The 18,271-nt window shown below is 45.9% G+C and carries 17 protein-coding genes; 8 read left to right on the forward strand and 9 right to left on the reverse strand.

All coding sequences use genetic code 11. The features are described 5' to 3' along the window. Window positions 1–89: 89 nt before the first annotated feature. Both KO518_RS17330 and KO518_RS17335 read left to right on the forward strand, forming a co-directional pair. Window positions 90–1,043, forward strand: coding sequence for an aldo/keto reductase family oxidoreductase (locus tag KO518_RS17330; protein WP_216027120.1), 954 nt, complete (start codon window positions 90–92; stop codon window positions 1,041–1,043). 8 nt (window positions 1,044–1,051) lie between these two features. Beyond that, a complete protein-coding gene (locus tag KO518_RS17335; RefSeq protein WP_216027403.1) occupies window positions 1,052–1,435 on the forward strand; it encodes a VOC family protein in 384 nt (127 codons plus the stop codon). Between the two features lie 41 nt (window positions 1,436–1,476). Here the strand turns inward: KO518_RS17335 and KO518_RS17340 are convergent, their stop codons facing one another. Together KO518_RS17340 and KO518_RS17345 are read right to left on the reverse strand one after the other, a co-directional pair. Next, a complete protein-coding gene (locus KO518_RS17340; RefSeq protein WP_216027121.1) occupies window positions 1,477–2,361 on the reverse strand; it encodes an ROK family protein in 885 nt (294 codons plus the stop codon). Continuing rightward, window positions 2,345–3,568, reverse strand: a complete 1,224-nt coding sequence (locus KO518_RS17345) for a sugar MFS transporter (protein ID WP_216027404.1) — start codon at window positions 3,566–3,568, stop codon at window positions 2,345–2,347. Before KO518_RS17345 ends, KO518_RS17340 begins: the two co-directional genes overlap by 17 nt. 338 nt (window positions 3,569–3,906) lie before the next feature. On the opposite strand from KO518_RS17345, the gene KO518_RS17350 reads away from it, so the two are divergent. From KO518_RS17350 to KO518_RS17360, 3 genes are all read left to right on the forward strand, one after another. Further along, window positions 3,907–5,859: an alpha-amylase family glycosyl hydrolase gene (locus tag KO518_RS17350; RefSeq protein ID WP_216027122.1), complete on the forward strand. Its 1,953-nt coding sequence runs from the start codon at window positions 3,907–3,909 to the stop codon at window positions 5,857–5,859. Window positions 5,860–6,141: 282 nt separating this feature from the next. Continuing rightward, window positions 6,142–6,351, forward strand: coding sequence for a hypothetical protein (locus KO518_RS17355; protein WP_216027123.1), 210 nt, complete (start codon window positions 6,142–6,144; stop codon window positions 6,349–6,351). Window positions 6,352–6,720: 369 nt separating this feature from the next. Next, window positions 6,721–7,518 carry a transposase gene (locus KO518_RS17360; RefSeq protein ID WP_252736265.1) on the forward strand — a complete coding sequence of 266 codons (798 nt, stop codon included), beginning with the start codon at window positions 6,721–6,723 and terminating at the stop codon, window positions 7,516–7,518. A gap of 642 nt (window positions 7,519–8,160) precedes the next feature. On the opposite strand, the gene KO518_RS17365 is transcribed toward KO518_RS17360, so the two are convergent. The 5 genes from KO518_RS17365 to folE all read right to left on the reverse strand — a co-directional run bounded on the left by KO518_RS17365 (window position 8,161) and on the right by folE (window position 12,221). Continuing rightward, window positions 8,161–9,195 (reverse strand): hypothetical protein, encoded by a 1,035-nt coding sequence (locus KO518_RS17365; RefSeq protein WP_216027125.1) that lies wholly within the window; start codon window positions 9,193–9,195, stop codon window positions 8,161–8,163. A gap of 26 nt (window positions 9,196–9,221) precedes the next feature. Next, a complete protein-coding gene (locus tag KO518_RS17370) occupies window positions 9,222–9,779 on the reverse strand; it encodes a hypothetical protein (RefSeq protein ID WP_216027126.1) in 558 nt (185 codons plus the stop codon). Continuing rightward, a complete protein-coding gene (locus KO518_RS17375) occupies window positions 9,776–10,768 on the reverse strand; it encodes a Fic family protein (RefSeq protein WP_216027127.1) in 993 nt (330 codons plus the stop codon). The genes KO518_RS17370 and KO518_RS17375 overlap by 4 nt, the downstream gene beginning before the upstream one ends. Window positions 10,769–11,056: 288 nt before the next feature. Continuing rightward, window positions 11,057–11,353, reverse strand: coding sequence for an RHS repeat domain-containing protein (locus KO518_RS20295; RefSeq protein WP_371742369.1), 297 nt, complete (start codon window positions 11,351–11,353; stop codon window positions 11,057–11,059). A 181-nt stretch (window positions 11,354–11,534) separates the two neighbouring features. Beyond that, window positions 11,535–12,221 carry a GTP cyclohydrolase I FolE gene (gene folE / locus KO518_RS17385; RefSeq protein ID WP_216027129.1) on the reverse strand — a complete coding sequence of 229 codons (687 nt, stop codon included), beginning with the start codon at window positions 12,219–12,221 and terminating at the stop codon, window positions 11,535–11,537. Between the two features lie 152 nt (window positions 12,222–12,373). Here folE and folM point away from each other — a divergent pair, with 152 nt between their 5' ends. From folM to KO518_RS17400, 3 genes are all read left to right on the forward strand, one after another. Then, window positions 12,374–13,087 carry a dihydromonapterin reductase gene (gene folM / locus KO518_RS17390; RefSeq protein ID WP_216027130.1) on the forward strand — a complete coding sequence of 238 codons (714 nt, stop codon included), beginning with the start codon at window positions 12,374–12,376 and terminating at the stop codon, window positions 13,085–13,087. A gap of 82 nt (window positions 13,088–13,169) precedes the next feature. Then, entirely contained in the window at window positions 13,170–14,240 is a 1,071-nt protein-coding gene (locus KO518_RS17395) for an agmatine deiminase family protein (RefSeq protein WP_216027131.1), read from the forward strand. Beyond that, complete coding sequence (locus tag KO518_RS17400) at window positions 14,233–15,126, forward strand: carbon-nitrogen hydrolase (protein ID WP_216027132.1); 894 nt, start codon at window positions 14,233–14,235, stop codon at window positions 15,124–15,126. The genes KO518_RS17395 and KO518_RS17400 overlap by 8 nt, the downstream gene beginning before the upstream one ends. Here KO518_RS17400 and pdeM read toward each other — a convergent pair. Together pdeM and KO518_RS17410 are read right to left on the reverse strand one after the other, a co-directional pair. Further along, window positions 15,107–15,826 (reverse strand): ligase-associated DNA damage response endonuclease PdeM, encoded by a 720-nt coding sequence (gene pdeM, locus KO518_RS17405; protein WP_216027133.1) that lies wholly within the window; start codon window positions 15,824–15,826, stop codon window positions 15,107–15,109. The two genes, KO518_RS17400 and pdeM, sit on opposite strands and share 20 nt — an antisense overlap. Further along, on the reverse strand, window positions 15,813–18,266 hold the full coding sequence (locus tag KO518_RS17410; RefSeq protein ID WP_216027134.1) for a ligase-associated DNA damage response DEXH box helicase: 2,454 nt from the start codon (window positions 18,264–18,266) through the stop codon (window positions 15,813–15,815). Before KO518_RS17410 ends, pdeM begins: the two co-directional genes overlap by 14 nt. Between the last annotated feature and the right edge of the window lie 5 nt (window positions 18,267–18,271).

The following is an 18,271-nucleotide window of genomic DNA, read 5'->3' on the forward strand; positions in this document are numbered from 1 at the left end:
TTACGGACCTTACATACGTTTGTAACGGGGTTATCGACCATGTCATTCGTGTTACGCTTCAGCCTTTGATAAATGTTGCAGGACGAGCTATGTTAACTCACTACTTTCCCACTGCGAGCGCTCTGGTTTATGGCTGTATGGGCCTGGGCGGAGGATGGAATAAAAACCCGCTTTCAGACGACGATGTAAAGCAAGCTGAAACCGTCGTTCACGCTGCTATTGAAAACGGTATTACCGTGTTTGACCACGCAGATATTTATACTTTCTCCAAGGCAGAAAAGGCATTTGGAAAAGTACTCCGGCAGCAACCCTCTTTGCGCGACAACATGATTTTACAATCAAAGTGTGCCATTCGCCTTGACGACGAACTCGGACCAAAGCGCTATGATTTTTCCGCGCAATGGATAACCTGTTCAGTAGACAATATCCTCAGGCGTTTGGCCATCGAACAGCTGGACATTTTGTTGCTGCACCGCCCCGACCCTTTGATGGAGCTTAACGAAGTAGCAGGCGCGGTTGAGAAACTTCAAAAAGCCGGCAAAATCACCCACCTGGGTGTGTCAAACATGCATGGTCACCAAATCGCCTTTTTGCAAAGTGCACTGGATACGCCCATTGTTACAAACCAACTTGAAATGAGCCTTGCTTTTCGGGACTGGCTTGAAGACGGAATCACGACGAACAGCGCAGCAAACCGCAATATGGGATACGCACCCGGCACACTAGAATATTGCATGCAAAACAAGGTGCAATTGCAGGCCTGGGGTAGCCTCGCACAAGGCAAGTACTCTGGTGGGCACACAGAGTGCGAAGCTGATGTAATAGCAGCTGAGCTGGTGGCGTCATTGGCAGAAAAATATGGCGTTTCAGCAGAAGCAATAGTGCTAGGGTGGCTAATGCGTCACCCGGCCAATATTCAACCCGTTATAGGGACGACTAACGTGCAGCGCATTGCCCAGTGTGCAGAAGCAACAACAGTAACCTTAAGCCGGGAAGACTGGTACGCCTTACTGGTTGCTGCGCGAGGAAACGAGATTCCATGAAAAATATGATGCTAAAAGGGTTTCATCACATTGCAATTATTTGCAGTAATTACACCGTATCCAAAAGTTTCTACACCGAAGTTTTGGGGTTTGAAGTGCTGGATGAAAATTATCGGGAGAGTCGTCGGTCATACAAATGTGATTTAGCTCTGCCAGATGGCTCACAAATTGAGCTATTTTCTTTTCCCGATGCGCCAAAACGTCCTTCACGGCCGGAAGCACAAGGTTTAAGGCACCTGGCGTTCCGTGTCGACAACCTCGACGATGCCATAGCCAGGCTTAAGACAAATCAGGTAGAAAGCGAGCCAATCAGAGTAGATGAGTACACGGGCAAACGGTTTACGTTTTTCAACGACCCAGACGGCCTGCCTTTAGAACTTTACGAGAGATAAAAAAGGTACCTGTGCGGTACCTTTTTTATCTCAGAAGTCATTTACTGGTCGAGCAGTGCAAGGGCACCCAACATACCAGAGTGAGTACCGAGACCTGGTAATACAATAATATCTTCCAGTGTTACGCCTTCAGGGTACACGATGTAGCCGTTCAGACTTTTCTCAGTTTTAGCCACAATGTGTTCAATCATACCCGTTTTTTGCATGACACCGCCGCCAAACACTATGCGTTGTGCACTGAAACCCACCAAAAGGTTGTGACAAAGCTGAGCCAGCACATCTGTTAATTTATCCCAAGCTTCGTGATCGTCGGGTAGTGTTTCTGATGGCTGGCCCCATATTTTGCCAAGTGAGCGGCCCGAAGCTAACCCTTCCACACAGTTTTTGTGGAACGGGCACACGCCTTCCATACCTTCCGGTGGAATGACCGTCATATGGCCAATTTCAGGGTGGACTAATCCGTGAAGCGGCTTGCCATTTACCACGACACCACCACCAACACCCGTGCCTACGGTAATATACACAGACACTGACGTACCTTGAGCTGCACCCCAACGCGCTTCTGCTAATGCCGCCGCATTTACGTCTGTGTCGATAACCACTTCACAGTCCAGCGCTTTTTCAAAGTACGGAGACACCGCGGCAAACGTCCAGTGTGGTTTTGGAGTTTTTGTTACATAACCAAATGTTTTTGAGTTTTCATCCAGATCTAACGGACCAAAACTACCAATACCCATTTTAGAAAAAGCATAACCCGCTTCCCGTTGTGCCTTGAAAAAACTAACACACGCAGACAGTGTCTCTTCCGGTGTGGTAGTGGGAATGCGGATATCTTCTAAAATTTCACGGTTACTATTTACGATCGCACAGTTGAACTTTGTTCCCCCGGCTTCAATAACCGCATAGTATTCATCTTTCAACGCCATATTCTGTGGCCTCAATGGTTCTCAGACGCGCAAGCGTCGGGTTTCTCAAATAATTGTACAACAGCCCGATAAACAACAGACTGGCAAAAACACTAGCCACCATGAAACCATATTTCGCATCGCCGCCCATGGCATCACTGACCAGCCCCATAATGAAAGGGCCAGCGGCAGCACCTGCGGCTGTGAAAAATAAGATAACACCTGCCACAGAACCATGCTGATGTTTTGGAAAACAGCTGATCCCTTTCGAATTAAATGTCGGATAGATGACTGACATAAAAATGCCTGTGAGCGGGAATAAATACAGTGCTACTTGTTTACCGCCAGCTAATCCGCCGGCGAAGCATAACACAATTGCACCACTAAAAAGTAATAAGACCAGCGACCAGTTAAAACGCGCCATCATCCAAATACCTAAGAACCGGCCTGCAGCCCGTAAAATGAAAAAAGCAGTGACGGAATAAATGGCCAATGTTTGAGAGAACCCCTCACTGTAGCAAGTGTACGCAGCTTTCACGGTGGTGGCATCACACAACAGATAACTGGGCATCCACACGTATATGGCACTTTCTGCTGCTACATAGAGAAAAGCACCGACTGAAAATCCCAATGCATAAGGATTTTTTACTAATTCCAGACTTTGCCTCACAGATACTTTTTGCGCTGCATCAGCATTGGCTTTTTTATAGCTTGGGTACTTCATGAAACCAGCGATGACGATAAGCAAAGTACATATGCCCCCGGCTATGATATACAAGTATTGCCAGGGAACATCTTTATGGATTAAGTAAGCGACAATAAGAGGCCCTATGATAGCGCCTACCCCAAAAAACGCTTCAGCTCCGTTCATGGTTGCAGTGTGCTGCCGAGTGGAAGAGGATATATCGCCAATGAGTGCCAACGCCCCGGTTTTAAAAATTCCCACAGCAATGCCTGACAACGTCATGAGGCTAACGATCAAGGTAAAACTACTGGCAATAAAAAAGCTGTAGCACGCCAGGCCGAACACACTCAACCCTAAGATAATAGTCACTTTTCGTCCTAATCTGTCAGCCAGAAAGCCCAACAGCAAACCCGACAGGGCAATACCCAGCATAGGCAAAGAGTGCATCAGGCTCGCTTGCGCGTTCGTGACCTCGAACGCCACTTTTACCTCTTTGATAATTTCGCCTACGGAGTCTGATGTCATCGCAAACATCATGAACATCAGGTAAGTAAGCCAACGAATGAACTGGCTGTTTGACTGCTGCATATTGGGCCTCATATACGGTCGATGCTTCGCTTAATCAACAACTTAAGCACCACCCAGGGTGTTAACATTTATTTTTCATTGCCTGATTAAATTGTCACGACTGTTGCATTCAATGACTTCCTTCACCAACGCATAAACCTTTTCTACACAGGTAATTGAGAAAGTTTGCAAAAACAACTTAATCGTTTAAGATAAAGTAACAGAACGTGGAATGTCTGTAAACATTCATGTGAATCAAATGTGAAATCCCAATATTTCGATGCCTGATTTTTCATTGGGACAGGAGTTTAAATATGAGTTATGCCGCTGACAGTAAGCAGTGTTTGAATCGGATACTGGCCTCTGTTGATTTGTCCATTTTGAGTAAAAAAGATACTGCAACGTTTACTCAACGGCTGGAAGCGCATTTTCCCAAGCTGTTTGAGCGCTATATCCATGTTTACGGTCACCAGTATGACTGCTACTACCATTTGCTGAAACTGGTAGAAACCTTGCGCGACGGCCTCAAAGCACGAAAAGCGAAACTCAGGTCACAGGATGCAGCAAAGCTGAAAAATCCACTTTGGTATCGTGAAGAGGAACAAGTAGGCATGGCCTGCTATGTCGACTTATTGGGCCCTACTCTGAGTGATTTACACAGCAAGATTCCCTATTTCAAAGCACTGGGCATCACCTACTTACATCTCATGCCATTGTATGACGCGCCAAAAGGCGATAGCGATGGCGGCTACGCGGTATCTGACTACCGCAAAGTCAATCCCTCGCTGGGCACCATCGATGAATTGGCCAGGCTGTCTGACGCGTTGCAATCGGCGGGGATCGATCTGGTGCTGGATTTTGTGTTCAATCACACTTCAGACGAACATGCCTGGGCGAAAGCCGCGCTAGCTGGTGACCCGACCTATCAGAATTACTATTACCTGTTCGACGACCGCACAATACCCGATCAATATGAACACGCGTTGCGGGAGATATTCCCCCAAGTGCGTCGAGGCAGCTTTACCTACAACGACACAATGGGAAAATGGGTATGGACCACATTCAATAGTTTTCAGTGGGATTTAAACTATAGCAACCCCGAGGTATTCAATGCCATCACATCGGAAATGCTTTTCCTTGCTAACATTGGCTGTGCAGGGTTGCGACTGGACGCACTGGCGTTTATCTGGAAAGAAATGGGAACCAATTGCGAAAATCAACCCAATGCCCACAGGCTTATTCAGGCGTTCAATGCCTGTCTGCAAATTGTAGCGCCTGCAGTGGTATTTAAATCTGAAGCAATTGTGCACCCTGATGAAGTCGTTAAATATATCCACAAAGACGAGTGCCAGTTGTCTTACAATCCGCTCCTAATGGCGTTGCTTTGGAATAGTTTGGCCACCCGCAAAACACGCTTGCTAACCCATTCTTTAAAAAAGAGCTTCAGCATTCCGCACAATACCGCATGGGTAAACTACGTACGCTGTCATGATGACATCGGCTGGACGTTCGACGATGGGGTGGCTCACGATCTCGGCATCAATCCTCATGATCATCGCTACTTTTTGAATCAATTTTACACAGGTCGGTTTAATGGGTCATTTGCATCGGGCGTACCCTTTGCCGAAAATCCCTCTAACGGTGACTGTCGTGTGTGCGGCTCTCTGGCCTCGCTGTGCGGTTTGGAAGCAGCGCTGGTCACGCTGGACGAGCGGGAAATCGAGATGGCCATCAGGCGCATGTTATTGCTCTACGGCGTGACATTCGCTATTGGCGGTATTCCGTTGTTGTACTCCAGTGACGAACTAGGCTTGTTAAATGACTACCGCTACCGTGACGACGAAGCAAAACGCCACGACGACCGTTGGGTGAATCGCATTGCCGTTACCCAAGCGCAAATAGACAATGCATTGTCACAAGACGAGCCTGCTAAAACTATTACAGCTCAGTGTCAACGCCGTGTATTTAACGGGCTAAGAGACATGCTAAAAATTCGCAAGGGTTACCGTGTGTTTGGCGATGCCAGTACCGCAATTCTGGATACCGGCAATCCTCATTGTTTTGCTTTTATCCGACAAAACGACGCCGCTGAAAAACTTCTAGTCATCTGCAATTTTAGTGAACAGCACCAGGTTGTCGATGGCTTGATTTTGCAGGCGCTGAATCAAAAGCCGGCACGTGACTTATTAAGTGATGGAACGCTCAGCGGTAGAGAGCAATCTCTTTCAGTGGCACCGTATCAGCAGTGCTGGTGGCTTACCCAATAGCAGCAAAGTAAAACATAAAATTCGCCATAGCCCACACTCCCGTGTGGGCTTTTTAAAACCTTTTTCCTGTCATAACGTAAATAATCACAATTCTTTTTAAAATCGGACTTCACGTACTGGAAATTGGACTATACTTCTCACCATTGGTGGCAGTTTATACCATGGCAACCACAGTGATCTTAGGTTTTCATCGACCGGTTCAAAAATGCTGTGGGTAAAGCTGCTTACAGTACAGATGGTTTCACGGATATGAAGCCGCAGATAGTTTTGTAAGGAACAACGATGAACGCGACACGTCAGCAGGAATTTTTGTGCCCGCATTGTAGTCACATTAATACTCTTGAAATCAACCCCGCAAAGGAGATGTACATCGAGCGACAGGTAGCCTGTTCACGGTGTAATACAGTAGTGGAAGTGGTTCCAGCAGACGGGATTGGAGAACAAATCAACTTGATCGTATCAGTCACTTCCAGCGAAATGCCCATCAGGTAGTTTACTGCTTCGTTTGTAAAGACTGTCACATTTCTATCTTTAGCCCAGTTGAGTAGAGCGTTCCAATCATTTGGGAAAAAAACATACAAGCATCATTTTAGTTTTTTAACACATAAAGTACCTATGGTGTGACAGTCACTCTCTATGCCATCGTACAGTTGGAACATCACAATAAAGCGGCACAATAGAAATCATTTGAACATTTAAGTGAAAGCCGTGCCAAGACCTCGAAAAAGCCTTATTAGCTTGTCAGAAACTCCATATTACCACTGCATTTCGCGCTGCGTGCGCCGAGCATATTTATGTGGAAAAGATAAACTTACCGGAAAGAGCTTTGAGCACCGACGTCAGTGGGTGGAGGACCGTCTAATGCTTCTGGCTGACGTTTTCTGCGTAGACGTATGTGCCTTTGCCGTTATGAGTAACCACACGCATTTGGTATTACGTATTAACAAAAAGAAAGCTGACGCGTTATCGGTTAAAGACGTAATAAGGCGTTGGCACAAGCTTTACAAGGGCATGTTGTTAGCTCAGCGCTATGTTACAGAAGAGCAGTGCGATGCGATGTCAGAGGCTGAGGTTAAAACAGTCAAAGCACTGGCTGAGGTCTATAGAAAGCGTCTCTATGACATCAGTTGGTTTATGCGTTTGCTAAATGAATATATCGCCAGAAAAGCAAATAAAGAAGATGCGTGCACGGGGCACTTTTGGGAAGGCCGCTTTAAGTCGCAAGTACTATTAGATGAAGCCTCCTTAGCGGCATGCATGGCTTATGTTGACTTAAACCCAGTACGCGCCTGTTTAGCAGAAACCCCTGAAACTTCAGACCATACTAGTATTCAAAAAAGAATAATTGCGGCCAAATCAAAAAGTCAGCCCCCCTCTTTGCTTCCGTTTGCTGGCAATCCTCGCGACAACATGGCCGAGGGTTTACCTTTTTGCGTTGAACACTACTTCGATCTTGTAGAATTATCGGGGCGCCACTACCACCCATATAAACCTGGAAAGATTGATGACTCTGTCAACCCCATTCTTGTCCGTGCTGGCCTCGAGAACACAGACTGGAATGCAATGGTTTCAGGAATTGAGTCTGAATTTCAAACCGCAGTAAGTCTCGAGAAATGGGTAAAAACGCGCAATAAAATTAGGAGATGTAGCTCGGCGTAGCAAAGCGTATTTTCCTGAAACTTCACCGCCCAATGAACAGTTTATTACTCCCTCTGAGCACCGCGGAAATATTGCACTAGAGGATACAGTTTTCAGATTTATATCCCCCTAACCTGTACGTAAGAATTCGTGTTGCAAATTTTGTATCTCAATCCATACAAATCTTGAGATAAAACGTATTCTGGTTACACGAGAGAGGGCTTTCAACTTTTTTGTATAAGTGACTGTCACAAGTTCTTTTCTAACTTTTTTGTATAAGTGACTGTCACAAGTTCTTTTCCTTGTTGTGACTGTCCTATGTTCTTCACAAAAGGCTAATACCGTGAGGGTTTACTTGTGAATCAACAATTGCCCCATTAGTTCTTGCTCGCTCGAATACACTTAAAAGCTGACGGTTAGATCTTATTCCAAAAGTTGAAAGGTCTTTGAGGTTTTGCAAAGAGCGTGGATTTGAAACGCGTCCAAAAAACCAATCCCACTTCCCTTCTCGAACTGTAAATGAAGCAGACGAAAGTGATGAGCTATTGCTTAAAGTGATTGGTATTTTTCCAATAGGAAACACCAGCGAACATAGTGACAGTCACTCCCTTAGCTATTTTAAGAGTGACTGTCCTATGATCTCTCTCTACCTAATCATGATTTTCACATGTTAACACCATAATCGCTACTATCGATATTCTGCAAGGTAATTAACTTCTGTACACAATCATTTTTTGAAATAGAAACAAAATTTAATTTTGAAAGATTCGAGCTACTATCGATTAAATTACCATAAAGGTTGTATGTTATAGCCAAGCGAGATTGAAATTCATGTTTCGCGATTCTAGGAAGCTCAACATTTTCAATTTTTGGTAATTTTCTTTTTTCCCTTTGCTGGTTTATATAGTTCAAAAGCTCATTTTTCTGCTCATTGACCTTGTTTAGATCGCTATTACTCAACGCTATATCAGGATCGAAACTGAATGTGCCATCGTTAAACCTGCTATCATACATTAGATATGTATCTAATCCGGTCACATCTAACCGGTCTAAACCATAACTCGCATAAGCAAGTACCCTTGCAACTCGTTGGCGTACTTGATAATTAACTCTGCCAACTTGTCTGTATATTTCGTCAGCGGATTGCATCTCTCTAATGATAAGATATGAAATTGCGTTTGATGTATGCCCTAAGGCCATTAAATTAAGAGCAGCCTTATCTTTATAATCTAGAGGAATGCTGTTTCTTTGCAATATGGCCAGAAGTGCGTACTCATTATCGTTTTTAGCGTGCGAAAAGAGATTCTCTAGACTATCCTCTAAATATGGAGCTAGATAAACTTCGTTAACTCTACCAAGCGTATCTGAATCATTAGAATAATAAATTGCTCCCCTCTCCAGAGCCCATTCTTCTGCCTCTTTGTGTGCTAAATTCTTGTCTTTTGTCGTTAGTTCGACGGATGCCACACACCAATCATCATCGATACTTTTGTTCTGAAGAGCGGTCATTTTCTTTGGAACTGTTCCATTTTCAGTTTCCGTAAAATCGTTATAAGTGTCTGCTTTATAATTGTTTATGCTGGAATTAGCATTTATGTCAAATCCAGGATGTTTGTTACTTTCCTTATTAAATTCAATCAAAAATACTGAAGAGGCAATAACAGCTGATAAAGACAATAGAACTATTTTTACATTCATATTCAATAACTCCTATCTTAAGTAATTTAGTTACATTCATTATAAATGGCAGTTGCTTTGTCTACTTCACAACTTGCCAAACCAGCGTCTCTCTCAGCCTCAGCAATTTCCACACAATTTGTAAAAAGATAGTCAATGAAGCCACCTCGAGTACACTGTTGGGAAATAGTTTGTGAATACCTATTTCTGAAGTTTGCAACACAAGTGCTATATTCTACTTCGACCCGTGCAAGACATTGTGCCTCTGGCTCCTCACCCCCATCACCGGTTGTATCCCCACCAGTATTTGAACCACCGCCGCCTCCATCACCATTGTCACCATCATCAAACGTCCCATTATCGATAGGTAAATCCCAAGAGTCCCAAGGGTCATCATCCCCTCCGCACCAACAAACCTCCCATGTGTCCACCGAAGTTGCACTCGCTTTTGAGAAACCAAATCCCCAACCTTTAATAAACTCATGATTAACTTTAGTTAAAATATTTTCCTCAGTACAGCTAATGGTGTTAATATTAAAATCAGTTTTTACAGACCCTGTTAAACAAACAACGGCAATGGCTAACTTTCCATAGGCAAGTTTCATAAATTTTTCTTAGTAACATTTTCGCGTTTAAAGATAATTCCATCTACAGCAAACAAAAAATGGAAAACATCAGAACTGACATACATAAATCCGTTATTATATGAGCTTGCAACTCTTTCAAAAACTCCGATACTTTCTAAACGCTCCAAACATTGTCTAGAAATATCATCATTCACATTTAAAATCTTAGCTGCAAACTTTATATTCAACACAGGATATTTAAAAATTTTTTTTAAAACTTCACTATCATAGGTGTCTAAAGACCTAAGAATAATTTTCTTTTCTATTATTTTTTTTGTATTTTCAAGTCTCTCATTAATTTCTTCATTTACTAATTTCGCCCATTTTATCGAATCCTTCCAATACCCTTTCTCAGATATATCATTATCAAGATTCACAGAAAAATTACGAGAATAATTCTCTTCGTCAAAACGAAACCGATAAAGCTCTAAGTTTGGCACTGCAAATCCAGACTTTTCCAATAGATATTCAAGTATCGCTCTTGCTGTTCTACCGTTACCATCTCTGAATGGATGAATTGAAAGAAAGCGAACGTATTGAACAATTATTTGATTTAAATCTTCATCTTTTCCGTTATGGAAGCTTTTCAACCAATCATTAAATAACTCTAAAATTTTATCCGCAGGGGGAGGAATATGGACTATTACCTTTTTTGATTTTTGGCCAACAAAGTTTTGTAAACTACGAAATCCATGATAATCGGCATCTCTGTACATAATTTTGTGTGCAGAGATAATTGAATTTTTACTTAGTCCGTTACGATGAAATAGTTTTACTGAATCACGAAAACCCTCTGCCTGACGTTTTAGATCGACAACTAGAGAGGATTGATTACTTTCGTCAATTACACATGAGAAAAAAGAACCATGAGGTACTAATCTTCCTTCTCGCAAAGCAACACCACCACAGACGTAGCGATCTATCAAACTGGATACACAGCTGTTTTTCCATTCCTTTGGCCATTCCATAGTCCATAACCTTTTGGTGCTTAAATTTTTACGAAGCTCGAATTCAGATAATTCAGATAAGACTAATAAATCGTAGTTGCAATCTGCAGTAGTATCAAGACTATTTAAAAAAAAATGAAAAGACCATAAAAAGGATTGGTTTTTAAAATAAGTAGTCCTCTAAGTTTATTCATGGTGTGTCTAATCGTCCACTTCACAGTTTGGTTTCCCGAATTAATACATGGCCTCCTCCCGTATCGCAAGGTTTATCCTCTAAGGAAACTGTGAATAAGTCTTTCAATTTAGACCTTAAGCAAAGCTTTGCACTGCCTGTGCACAAGCCTGTTGGGTCGATAAAATTAACGGGACATCATGCACACAACCATACAGATTCATTTGGTAAGCGTAGCCAATCGGGTCAGTTTCCAAGAAACGACCTAGCTTTGGATGATAAATCCGTGCTTTGTAGTAATAGAGGCTTGTTCCTTCCAGAAGTATTTGGCCGGTGTATCTGAAGCGTGAATTGCTGTCATTCATTGGCAAGCCAAAAGCGTCATACTGATGAGTTTGAACAACAGCGCCTGAACTCTCTGTTTCCGATATTATTGTTCTTTTTTCATCTGCTTATAGATATCGCTTGTTGGCTGTACCACTCCTTTCATACCAAAGCAAAGGATCATCATCTGCAATGTCATGTATATAACGTGGCAAAAAAAATAGGTTTACATAGAGAAAACCTATTTTAGCCGGGCTCATAGTAGCCAATCGGCCTACTTCCTGTTTGCCACTAAGACTGAAAAAAGCCCTGTCGCAGTATGGGGTCGGTATTAAACACGCCGCCCAAGGCAGCGGTTTTGGTGTAGGAATTGGTGTCCCGGATACCCCGCGCTTTTACGCAATAATGGGTGGCGTTGATACTTACCGCCACATCTTCAGTACCGGCCAGTGTTTGAATGGCAACCAGCACTTGCTGTGTTAAGCGCTCTTGCACCTGTGGCCGCTGCGCGAAAAAGCTCACTAAACGGTTGAGTTTCGACAAGCCAATAACGGTGTCTTTCGGAATATAAGCAACGTTCGCCGTGCCATCTATGGTCACAAAGTGATGTTCGCAGGTACTGGTAAGGCTGATGTCTGATACTTGCACCGGCTGATTCAGCTTCATCTTGTTTTCAATAACCGTGATCTTCGGGAAATTGCGGTAATCTAACCCACCAAAAATCTCATTGACGTACATTTTGGCTATGCGTGCGGGGGTTTCGGCCAGGCTGTCGTCAGCACGGTCTAAACCGAGCGTGTCCATGATGTCTGTCATCGCGGCTTCGATGCGAGCGCGCTTTTCGTCATTAGACAAACCGTTGTGCACCATGGGCGTTTCCAACCCTTGCGCTTCTAATGCCTTTCTAACCAAAATCGCCGATGAGGACAAACCTGGTTCTATTGCATCTCGTACCACTACCGCTTCATTAGATAACATTGCTTTTTTCCGAAACCACCAAATTACTTTATAACGTAAATAAATGCCTTTGCAGACCACTTAATCAGTGAAAATGACACAAATTTCATGTTTTAATTTGTGCCAAAAGCCATACAACCAAGTACGCATTGCTAAACACTAAGGAGCCTGTTTTGCCTCACCCTATTTTGATCACCGGCGCTTCACAACGGGTTGGCCTGGCCATTGCCAATGATTTACTCGCTCAAGGCGAAGCGGTAATAATAACATACCGAACACACAAACCCGCGGTGGATGCGCTCACCGAAGCGGGAGCGACAGTTATTCAGGCCGATTTTAGCACTGACGACGGTATTGCGCGATGTATTGATGAAATAAAAGCCAGCACCGAAGGTTTACGCGCTATCATTCACAATGCCTCTCAATGGGATTCTGAAAAGCAGCAAACCAACTACGCCCACTTGTTTGACCAAATGATGCAAATTCACGCCAAAGCCCCTTACCTTTTAAATATGGGGCTTTCTTCACTGCTTTCAAACCCAAATGGGCAGGCTGATATCATCCACATTACTGATTTTGTGCAAGACGCCGGCAGTGACAAACACCTGGCCTACGCGGCGAGCAAAGCTGCGTTGCACAACTTAACCTTGTCTTTTGCGCGCTTGTTGGCGCCAGAGGTTAAAGTAAACACCATAGCCCCTGCGCTGTTGATGTTTAATGAACACGACGATGAGGCGTACAAACAAAAAGCGTTAGCGAAATCACTCATGGCGTGCGAACCCGGAGCAGAAGCAGCAGTGGATGCAGTAAACTATTTACTTAAGTCTTCGTATGTAACCGGAGAGTCGCTACAGGTAAACGGCGGCCGCCACCTGAAATTCAGCTAGATTTCTATCTTGCTGTGTTGGTGTATGAAAACGGGCAAGGTATACTTGCCCGGTCTCTTAACCGCTACTTGTGGAATCCTTCATGACTAATTCCGTTTCTACACTCGTACCAGAGTGGGAAGCCGTTGACGCCGTTATTCTGGCATGGCCTCACGATGCAACCGACTGGGCGCCATGGCTCGAAGATACCCGGCAGACCTACCTCAGTGTGATCAAGGCAGTTAACGCGGCCGACGCCGGTGTTATTTTGCTGTGCCGCCCGGATGACATCGCTGACGTGCAAGCCCGTCTTGACGGGACGGCTAAGGTGTTAATTGTAGGTGCGAAGTACAATGATACCTGGGCGCGCGACTACGCGTTTTTGACCTGTCGCGATGCGCATGATGCTCAGGCTATCGGTCAGCCAGTGGAGTTCACCTTCAATGGCTGGGGCGAAAAGTTTAATGCATTGCGCGATAACGACGTTAACACACAGTATTTGGCATCACTGTGCCAGCTACCTATTCAATCCAGCCACATCGTTGCAGAAGGTGGCGCATTAGAAATAGATGGCAACGGCCATTTGCTTTCTACCGCCCAGTGCTTGCTCAATCCGAAGCGAAACGACGATATGTCACTTAATGATTACCGCGAGGCATTCACCAGTATCTTAGGCTGTAGCACATTTACCGTATTTCAACACGGGCATCTTGAGGGTGATGACACAGACGGCCACATCGATACGTTAGTGCGTTTTACGCCAGATAGCGGCCTGGTTATCCAGGCTGCTGACAACCGTCCTGACGACGAGCATTTTAGCGGGCTAACAGCACTGTGTGATGAATGCGCGGCCGCGCTTCCGGAACACAAGCAATTCCGCCTGCCCTTGCCCAGTATGTTTAACGACGACGGTGACAGATTACCCGCCTCCTACGCGAACTTTTTAATTTGTAATAGGTCTGTTTTATTTCCCGTATATGGGCAAGAAGAAGACGAGCTGGCGTTATCAGTTGCAAAACAGGCATTTCCTGGTCATCAAATAGTGTCGGTAGACTGCGCACCACTCGTGCGCCAATTCGGTAGCTTGCATTGCATTTCCATGCAAGTGCCCACAAATACACTGCGCAACGACGTTCTGACGCAATTGAAACAAGGGGTAACGGTATATGGCTAAATCAACTCTGAAAGTGGGACTGGTTCAGCAGGCTGTAGCAGACAACGATAAAGCCACTAACTGGCAGAAAAGCGCTGAGCAGGTGGCGAAACTGGCAGCAGAAGGCTGTGAGTGTATATTGCTTCAGGAATTGCATAGCACCTTGTATTTCTGCCAGCAAGAAGACACCAATGCGTTCGATTTAGCCGAGCCCATCCCTGGCCCAGCCACGAACTTTTTTGGCGAATTAGCCGAAAAACACAATATTGTGTTGGTTACATCCTTGTTTGAAAAACGGGGCTCGGGCCTGTATCACAATACTGCTGTGGTATTTGACAGAAGCCGCGAAATTGCCGGGAAATACCGCAAGATGCACATTCCTGACGACCCCGGTTTCTACGAGAAATTCTATTTCACGCCGGGCGACATGGGCTTCACGCCAATTCAAACCAGCGTGGGGAAATTGGGAGTATTGGTGTGCTGGGATCAATGGTATCCGGAAGCAGCCCGGTTAATGGCGATGGCGGGTGCTGATATCTTATTCTACCCAACCGCCATTGGTTGGGACATGACTGACACGCCAGAAGAACGGGCTCGTCAGCACGGCGCTTGGCAAACCATTCAGCGTTCTCATTCAGTGGCTAACTCACTGCCTGTTATCGTTGCTAACCGCACTGGCTTTGAAGCGTCGCCAGTGGATGGTGATCCAGGTATCCAATTCTGGGGTCAAAGCTTTATCAGTGGTCCTCAGGGTGAGATCCTGGCGCAGGCGAGTGCCGATGAAGAACAAACCCTGTCGGTAGAACTTGATATGGCGCGCACGGAAAAAGTGAAGCGAATTTGGCCTTACTTCCGCGACCGCCGTATTGACGCTTACGATGAGCTGACTAAACGCTGGCGCGACTAACCGCATAAACTTTCTTATCGAAGGTGAGAAACACCTCTCTTTCACGGGGCGCTAGCCACGACAACAGCGCTTCGTGATTGATGTCCAGACCACCGGTATATTGCCCAAACGCAGGCATGATCATTAATCTGTCATTGCGCACAAAACAGCGGCCGCTATAGCGTCGTCTGGCAATGACTGCCCGGCATTTTGGGTGATAGTGCCCCACGATCTGGCTAAGCGTGGGATCACGTTCGGGTTCGTGCCGAAATACAACTCCTTGCCACCTAACTGATTCTACGCCTACACCGCCAAACGCACGGGGGATCTCCGGGTCGTGATTACCCAGTATCCAGTACCACTGTTCACACTGCCCTATTAATGTCTGTAGCAGTTGGCGTTCTTGCGTGCCCAGCCGCTCAAACGCGCCTTTATCGTGAAAGCTGTCACCCAAACACACCACTGTCCGAGGCGAGTAGTCATCAAGGATAGTATTCAATCGACGTAGTGTTGATAAGCTGTCAAACTGAGGTATGGGATTGGCGAACTGTCCGAGAAAGCTACCCTTCTCCAAATGTAAATCGGACACCACCAGGGCATCGCGGACCGGACAATACAACACCCCTCTCCCGTCGAGTAAAAATGTATGCCCGGCAAACCTCACAGGGTGAACGCGATGTGCTCTCACCGCTTCATTTAGCCAGTGTTCATCTATCGCCACGAAGTAATGCCTTTATCTCATCCATCATGTCTTCAGCTTCCTGATATAAGTTTGCTTGCTCAATAATGGCATGTGCGCCAGCGCCTTTCACTTGCTCGCTTCGCACATCAAGCACAATGGGAATAGCCATGGGTGATACCTTGGGCAAATCGACAAACTGCAGTTTGTCGTGAAAGCGGATAAGGGTATCAGCTAAGCGCTGCAAATCGAGTAGTTCCCGCTCTGCATCACTGCGGGTTACGGTTAACAATATGTGGTCAGGGTCGTGTTCCCGCAGCGTGTCATAGATCAAATCCGTGGAAAAAGTGACCTGCTTCATGGTTTTATGGCTGCTGTGATAGTGCTGCTCTGTTAATCCGCTCACCACAGCCACTTGCCGGAAAGACCGTTTTAGCATGGGCGCATGCAACATCCAGTTTTCCAACTCGTCACCCAGAATATCTGGCTGAAAAAGTGATGACAGCAAACTTTCATCTATTTTCTCCAGCAAGCACACTGATAAGCCATAATCCGTCACGGAAAAACTCAGTGGCTTTAACTTGAGTTTTTCCATGCGACGGGTCATCAACATACCCAAGGTTTGATTGGCTTTTCGGCCTTCAAAGGTATAGAAGAGCACATAGTTAGCTTTGCGATACGAAAACTGTTCTACCAGTACTTTATTGCTGTCTGGCAAAGCAGAAAATTCACCTTGTAGCGCCAGCCATTCCTGAACCTGCCTGGGTAACGTCTTCCATGCTGTAGGTGTATCGAGAATATGCCTCACGCCATCAGCCAGAAACGTCGACATGGGCATTTGTCCACCGGCATAACTGGGTATTTTAGGCTCACCGCCTTTGGTGGGTTTGGCATGCAATTGCATGTCTCTTATTGCCTCGAACCTGAGCACTTCCCCTGCAAACAAGAAGGTGTCTCCTGGCACCAGTTGCTGGGCAAAGTACTCTTCCACTTCCCCGATTATTTTGCCCTGATTTCCCCGGCGGATCCGCTTTACTTTGAGTCTGCCGGCTTCCACGATGGTACCTATATTTTGTCGATGTCGCTGGATGACTCGCTTTGACGCCGGTACGAACTCACCCGGCGATACTTCCTCCATTCTGCGGTATCGCTCGTAGGCGCGAAGTGCATAACCACCATCCACAGTAAACTGCCATAGCCGTTCAAATAATTGGCGTTCAACCCCCTGATAGGGCGGCGCGTTGAGCACTTGTTGATAAATAGATTCTATTGACGCTGGGGCACTGCATGCGCAATTTAGAATAAACTGGGGCAGGATATCCAGTGCGCCCGGCAACAGCGCATCGCCATCAAGCTCACCGGCTGCAATGGCCGACATAGCAGCCCTGCATTCAACCGCCTCGAAGCGGTTAGCTGGCACCAGCAGTGCCTGACTTGGCTCGTTCAGCCTGTGATTAGACCGCCCGATGCGCTGAAGTAGGCGACTCACGCCTTTGGGCGCACCAATTTGGATAACTAAATCTACATCGCCCCAATCTATGCCCAACTCAAGTGCTGAAGTACTCACTATGGCCCGTAACCCGCCGCTGCTCATAAGTGCTTCCGTTTTCCGCCGCTGCTCTTTCGACAACGAGCCGTGATAAAGCGCGATGGGTAACCCGTTTTTATTTTCCTCCCACAACATCTGAAACACCAATTCTGCCTGGGCGCGGGTATTTACAAACACCAGAGCGGTATTGGCAGCAGAAATCGCCTCATAAACCTCCTGCATGGCGTAACGTGCCATAAAGCCACCAAAGGGCATACGCTCGCGGGAATCCAGCAATCGAATGTTTGGCTTAACAGTGTGAGGTACATCGATAATATGGGCCGGCGTCCCGGTTTCCCCTAACCAACCTGCAATGGCGGCCGGGTCAGCTACCGTGGCCGACAAACCAATACGCCGCATGTCCGGCGCAAGGTACTGCAATCTGGCAAGGGCCAAGGCGGTAAAATCCCCGCGCTTGTTGGAGACCAGACTGTGTATTTCATCGATGATGACGGTTTTCAAACCGCTAAACAGGGTGGGCGCATCAGCGTATGAAAGCAGCAACATTAAAGACTCTGGCGTGGTCAGCAGTATGTTTGGGGGCTTTTTACGCTGGCGTTGCCGTTTGTGCGAGGGAGTATCTCCGGTTCGCGTTTCAATGGTCACGGGTAAAGACATGGCTTCAACCGGGTCCATCAAATTACGCTGGACATCGTTAGTCAGGGCTTTCAATGGCGAAATATACAAGGTGTGCAAACCGGTTTGTGGTTGCCGGTACAAATCTGCCAGCGAGGGCAAAAACCCCGACAACGTCTTACCTGCACCGGTAGGCGCGATAAGCAAGGTAGCATGGTGGGCCTTTGCCGCGCTGAGCATGCTGCGCTGATAATCCCGTAGCGACCACCCGCGGGAACGAAGCCATTGATAAAAAGGTTTTGGAAGTCTTGAAGCCATAGCCG

This window comes from Aestuariibacter sp. A3R04, assembly GCF_018860805.1.
Classification (GTDB): domain Bacteria; phylum Pseudomonadota; class Gammaproteobacteria; order Enterobacterales; family Alteromonadaceae; genus Alteromonas.

Excerpts from the sequence above, each read along its gene's own strand:
- KO518_RS17330 (WP_216027120.1), top strand. The coding sequence starts at position 90 with ATGTTAACTCACTACTTTCCCACTGCGAGCGCTCTGGTTTATGGCTGT.
- KO518_RS17335 (WP_216027403.1), top strand. The coding sequence starts at position 1,052 with ATGCTAAAAGGGTTTCATCACATTGCAATTATTTGCAGTAATTACACC.
- KO518_RS17340 (WP_216027121.1), bottom strand. The coding sequence starts at position 2,361 with ATGGCGTTGAAAGATGAATACTATGCGGTTATTGAAGCCGGGGGAACA.
- KO518_RS17345 (WP_216027404.1), bottom strand. The coding sequence starts at position 3,568 with ATGTTCATGATGTTTGCGATGACATCAGACTCCGTAGGCGAAATTATC.
- KO518_RS17350 (WP_216027122.1), top strand. The coding sequence starts at position 3,907 with ATGAGTTATGCCGCTGACAGTAAGCAGTGTTTGAATCGGATACTGGCC.
- KO518_RS17355 (WP_216027123.1), top strand. The coding sequence starts at position 6,142 with ATGAACGCGACACGTCAGCAGGAATTTTTGTGCCCGCATTGTAGTCAC.
- KO518_RS17360 (WP_252736265.1), top strand. The coding sequence starts at position 6,721 with ATGCTTCTGGCTGACGTTTTCTGCGTAGACGTATGTGCCTTTGCCGTT.
- KO518_RS17365 (WP_216027125.1), bottom strand. The coding sequence starts at position 9,195 with ATGAATGTAAAAATAGTTCTATTGTCTTTATCAGCTGTTATTGCCTCT.
- KO518_RS17370 (WP_216027126.1), bottom strand. The coding sequence starts at position 9,779 with ATGAAACTTGCCTATGGAAAGTTAGCCATTGCCGTTGTTTGTTTAACA.
- KO518_RS17375 (WP_216027127.1), bottom strand. The coding sequence starts at position 10,768 with ATGGAATGGCCAAAGGAATGGAAAAACAGCTGTGTATCCAGTTTGATA.
- folE (WP_216027129.1), bottom strand. The coding sequence starts at position 12,221 with ATGTTATCTAATGAAGCGGTAGTGGTACGAGATGCAATAGAACCAGGT.
- KO518_RS17395 (WP_216027131.1), top strand. The coding sequence starts at position 13,170 with ATGACTAATTCCGTTTCTACACTCGTACCAGAGTGGGAAGCCGTTGAC.
- KO518_RS17400 (WP_216027132.1), top strand. The coding sequence starts at position 14,233 with ATGGCTAAATCAACTCTGAAAGTGGGACTGGTTCAGCAGGCTGTAGCA.
- KO518_RS17410 (WP_216027134.1), bottom strand. The coding sequence starts at position 18,266 with ATGGCTTCAAGACTTCCAAAACCTTTTTATCAATGGCTTCGTTCCCGC.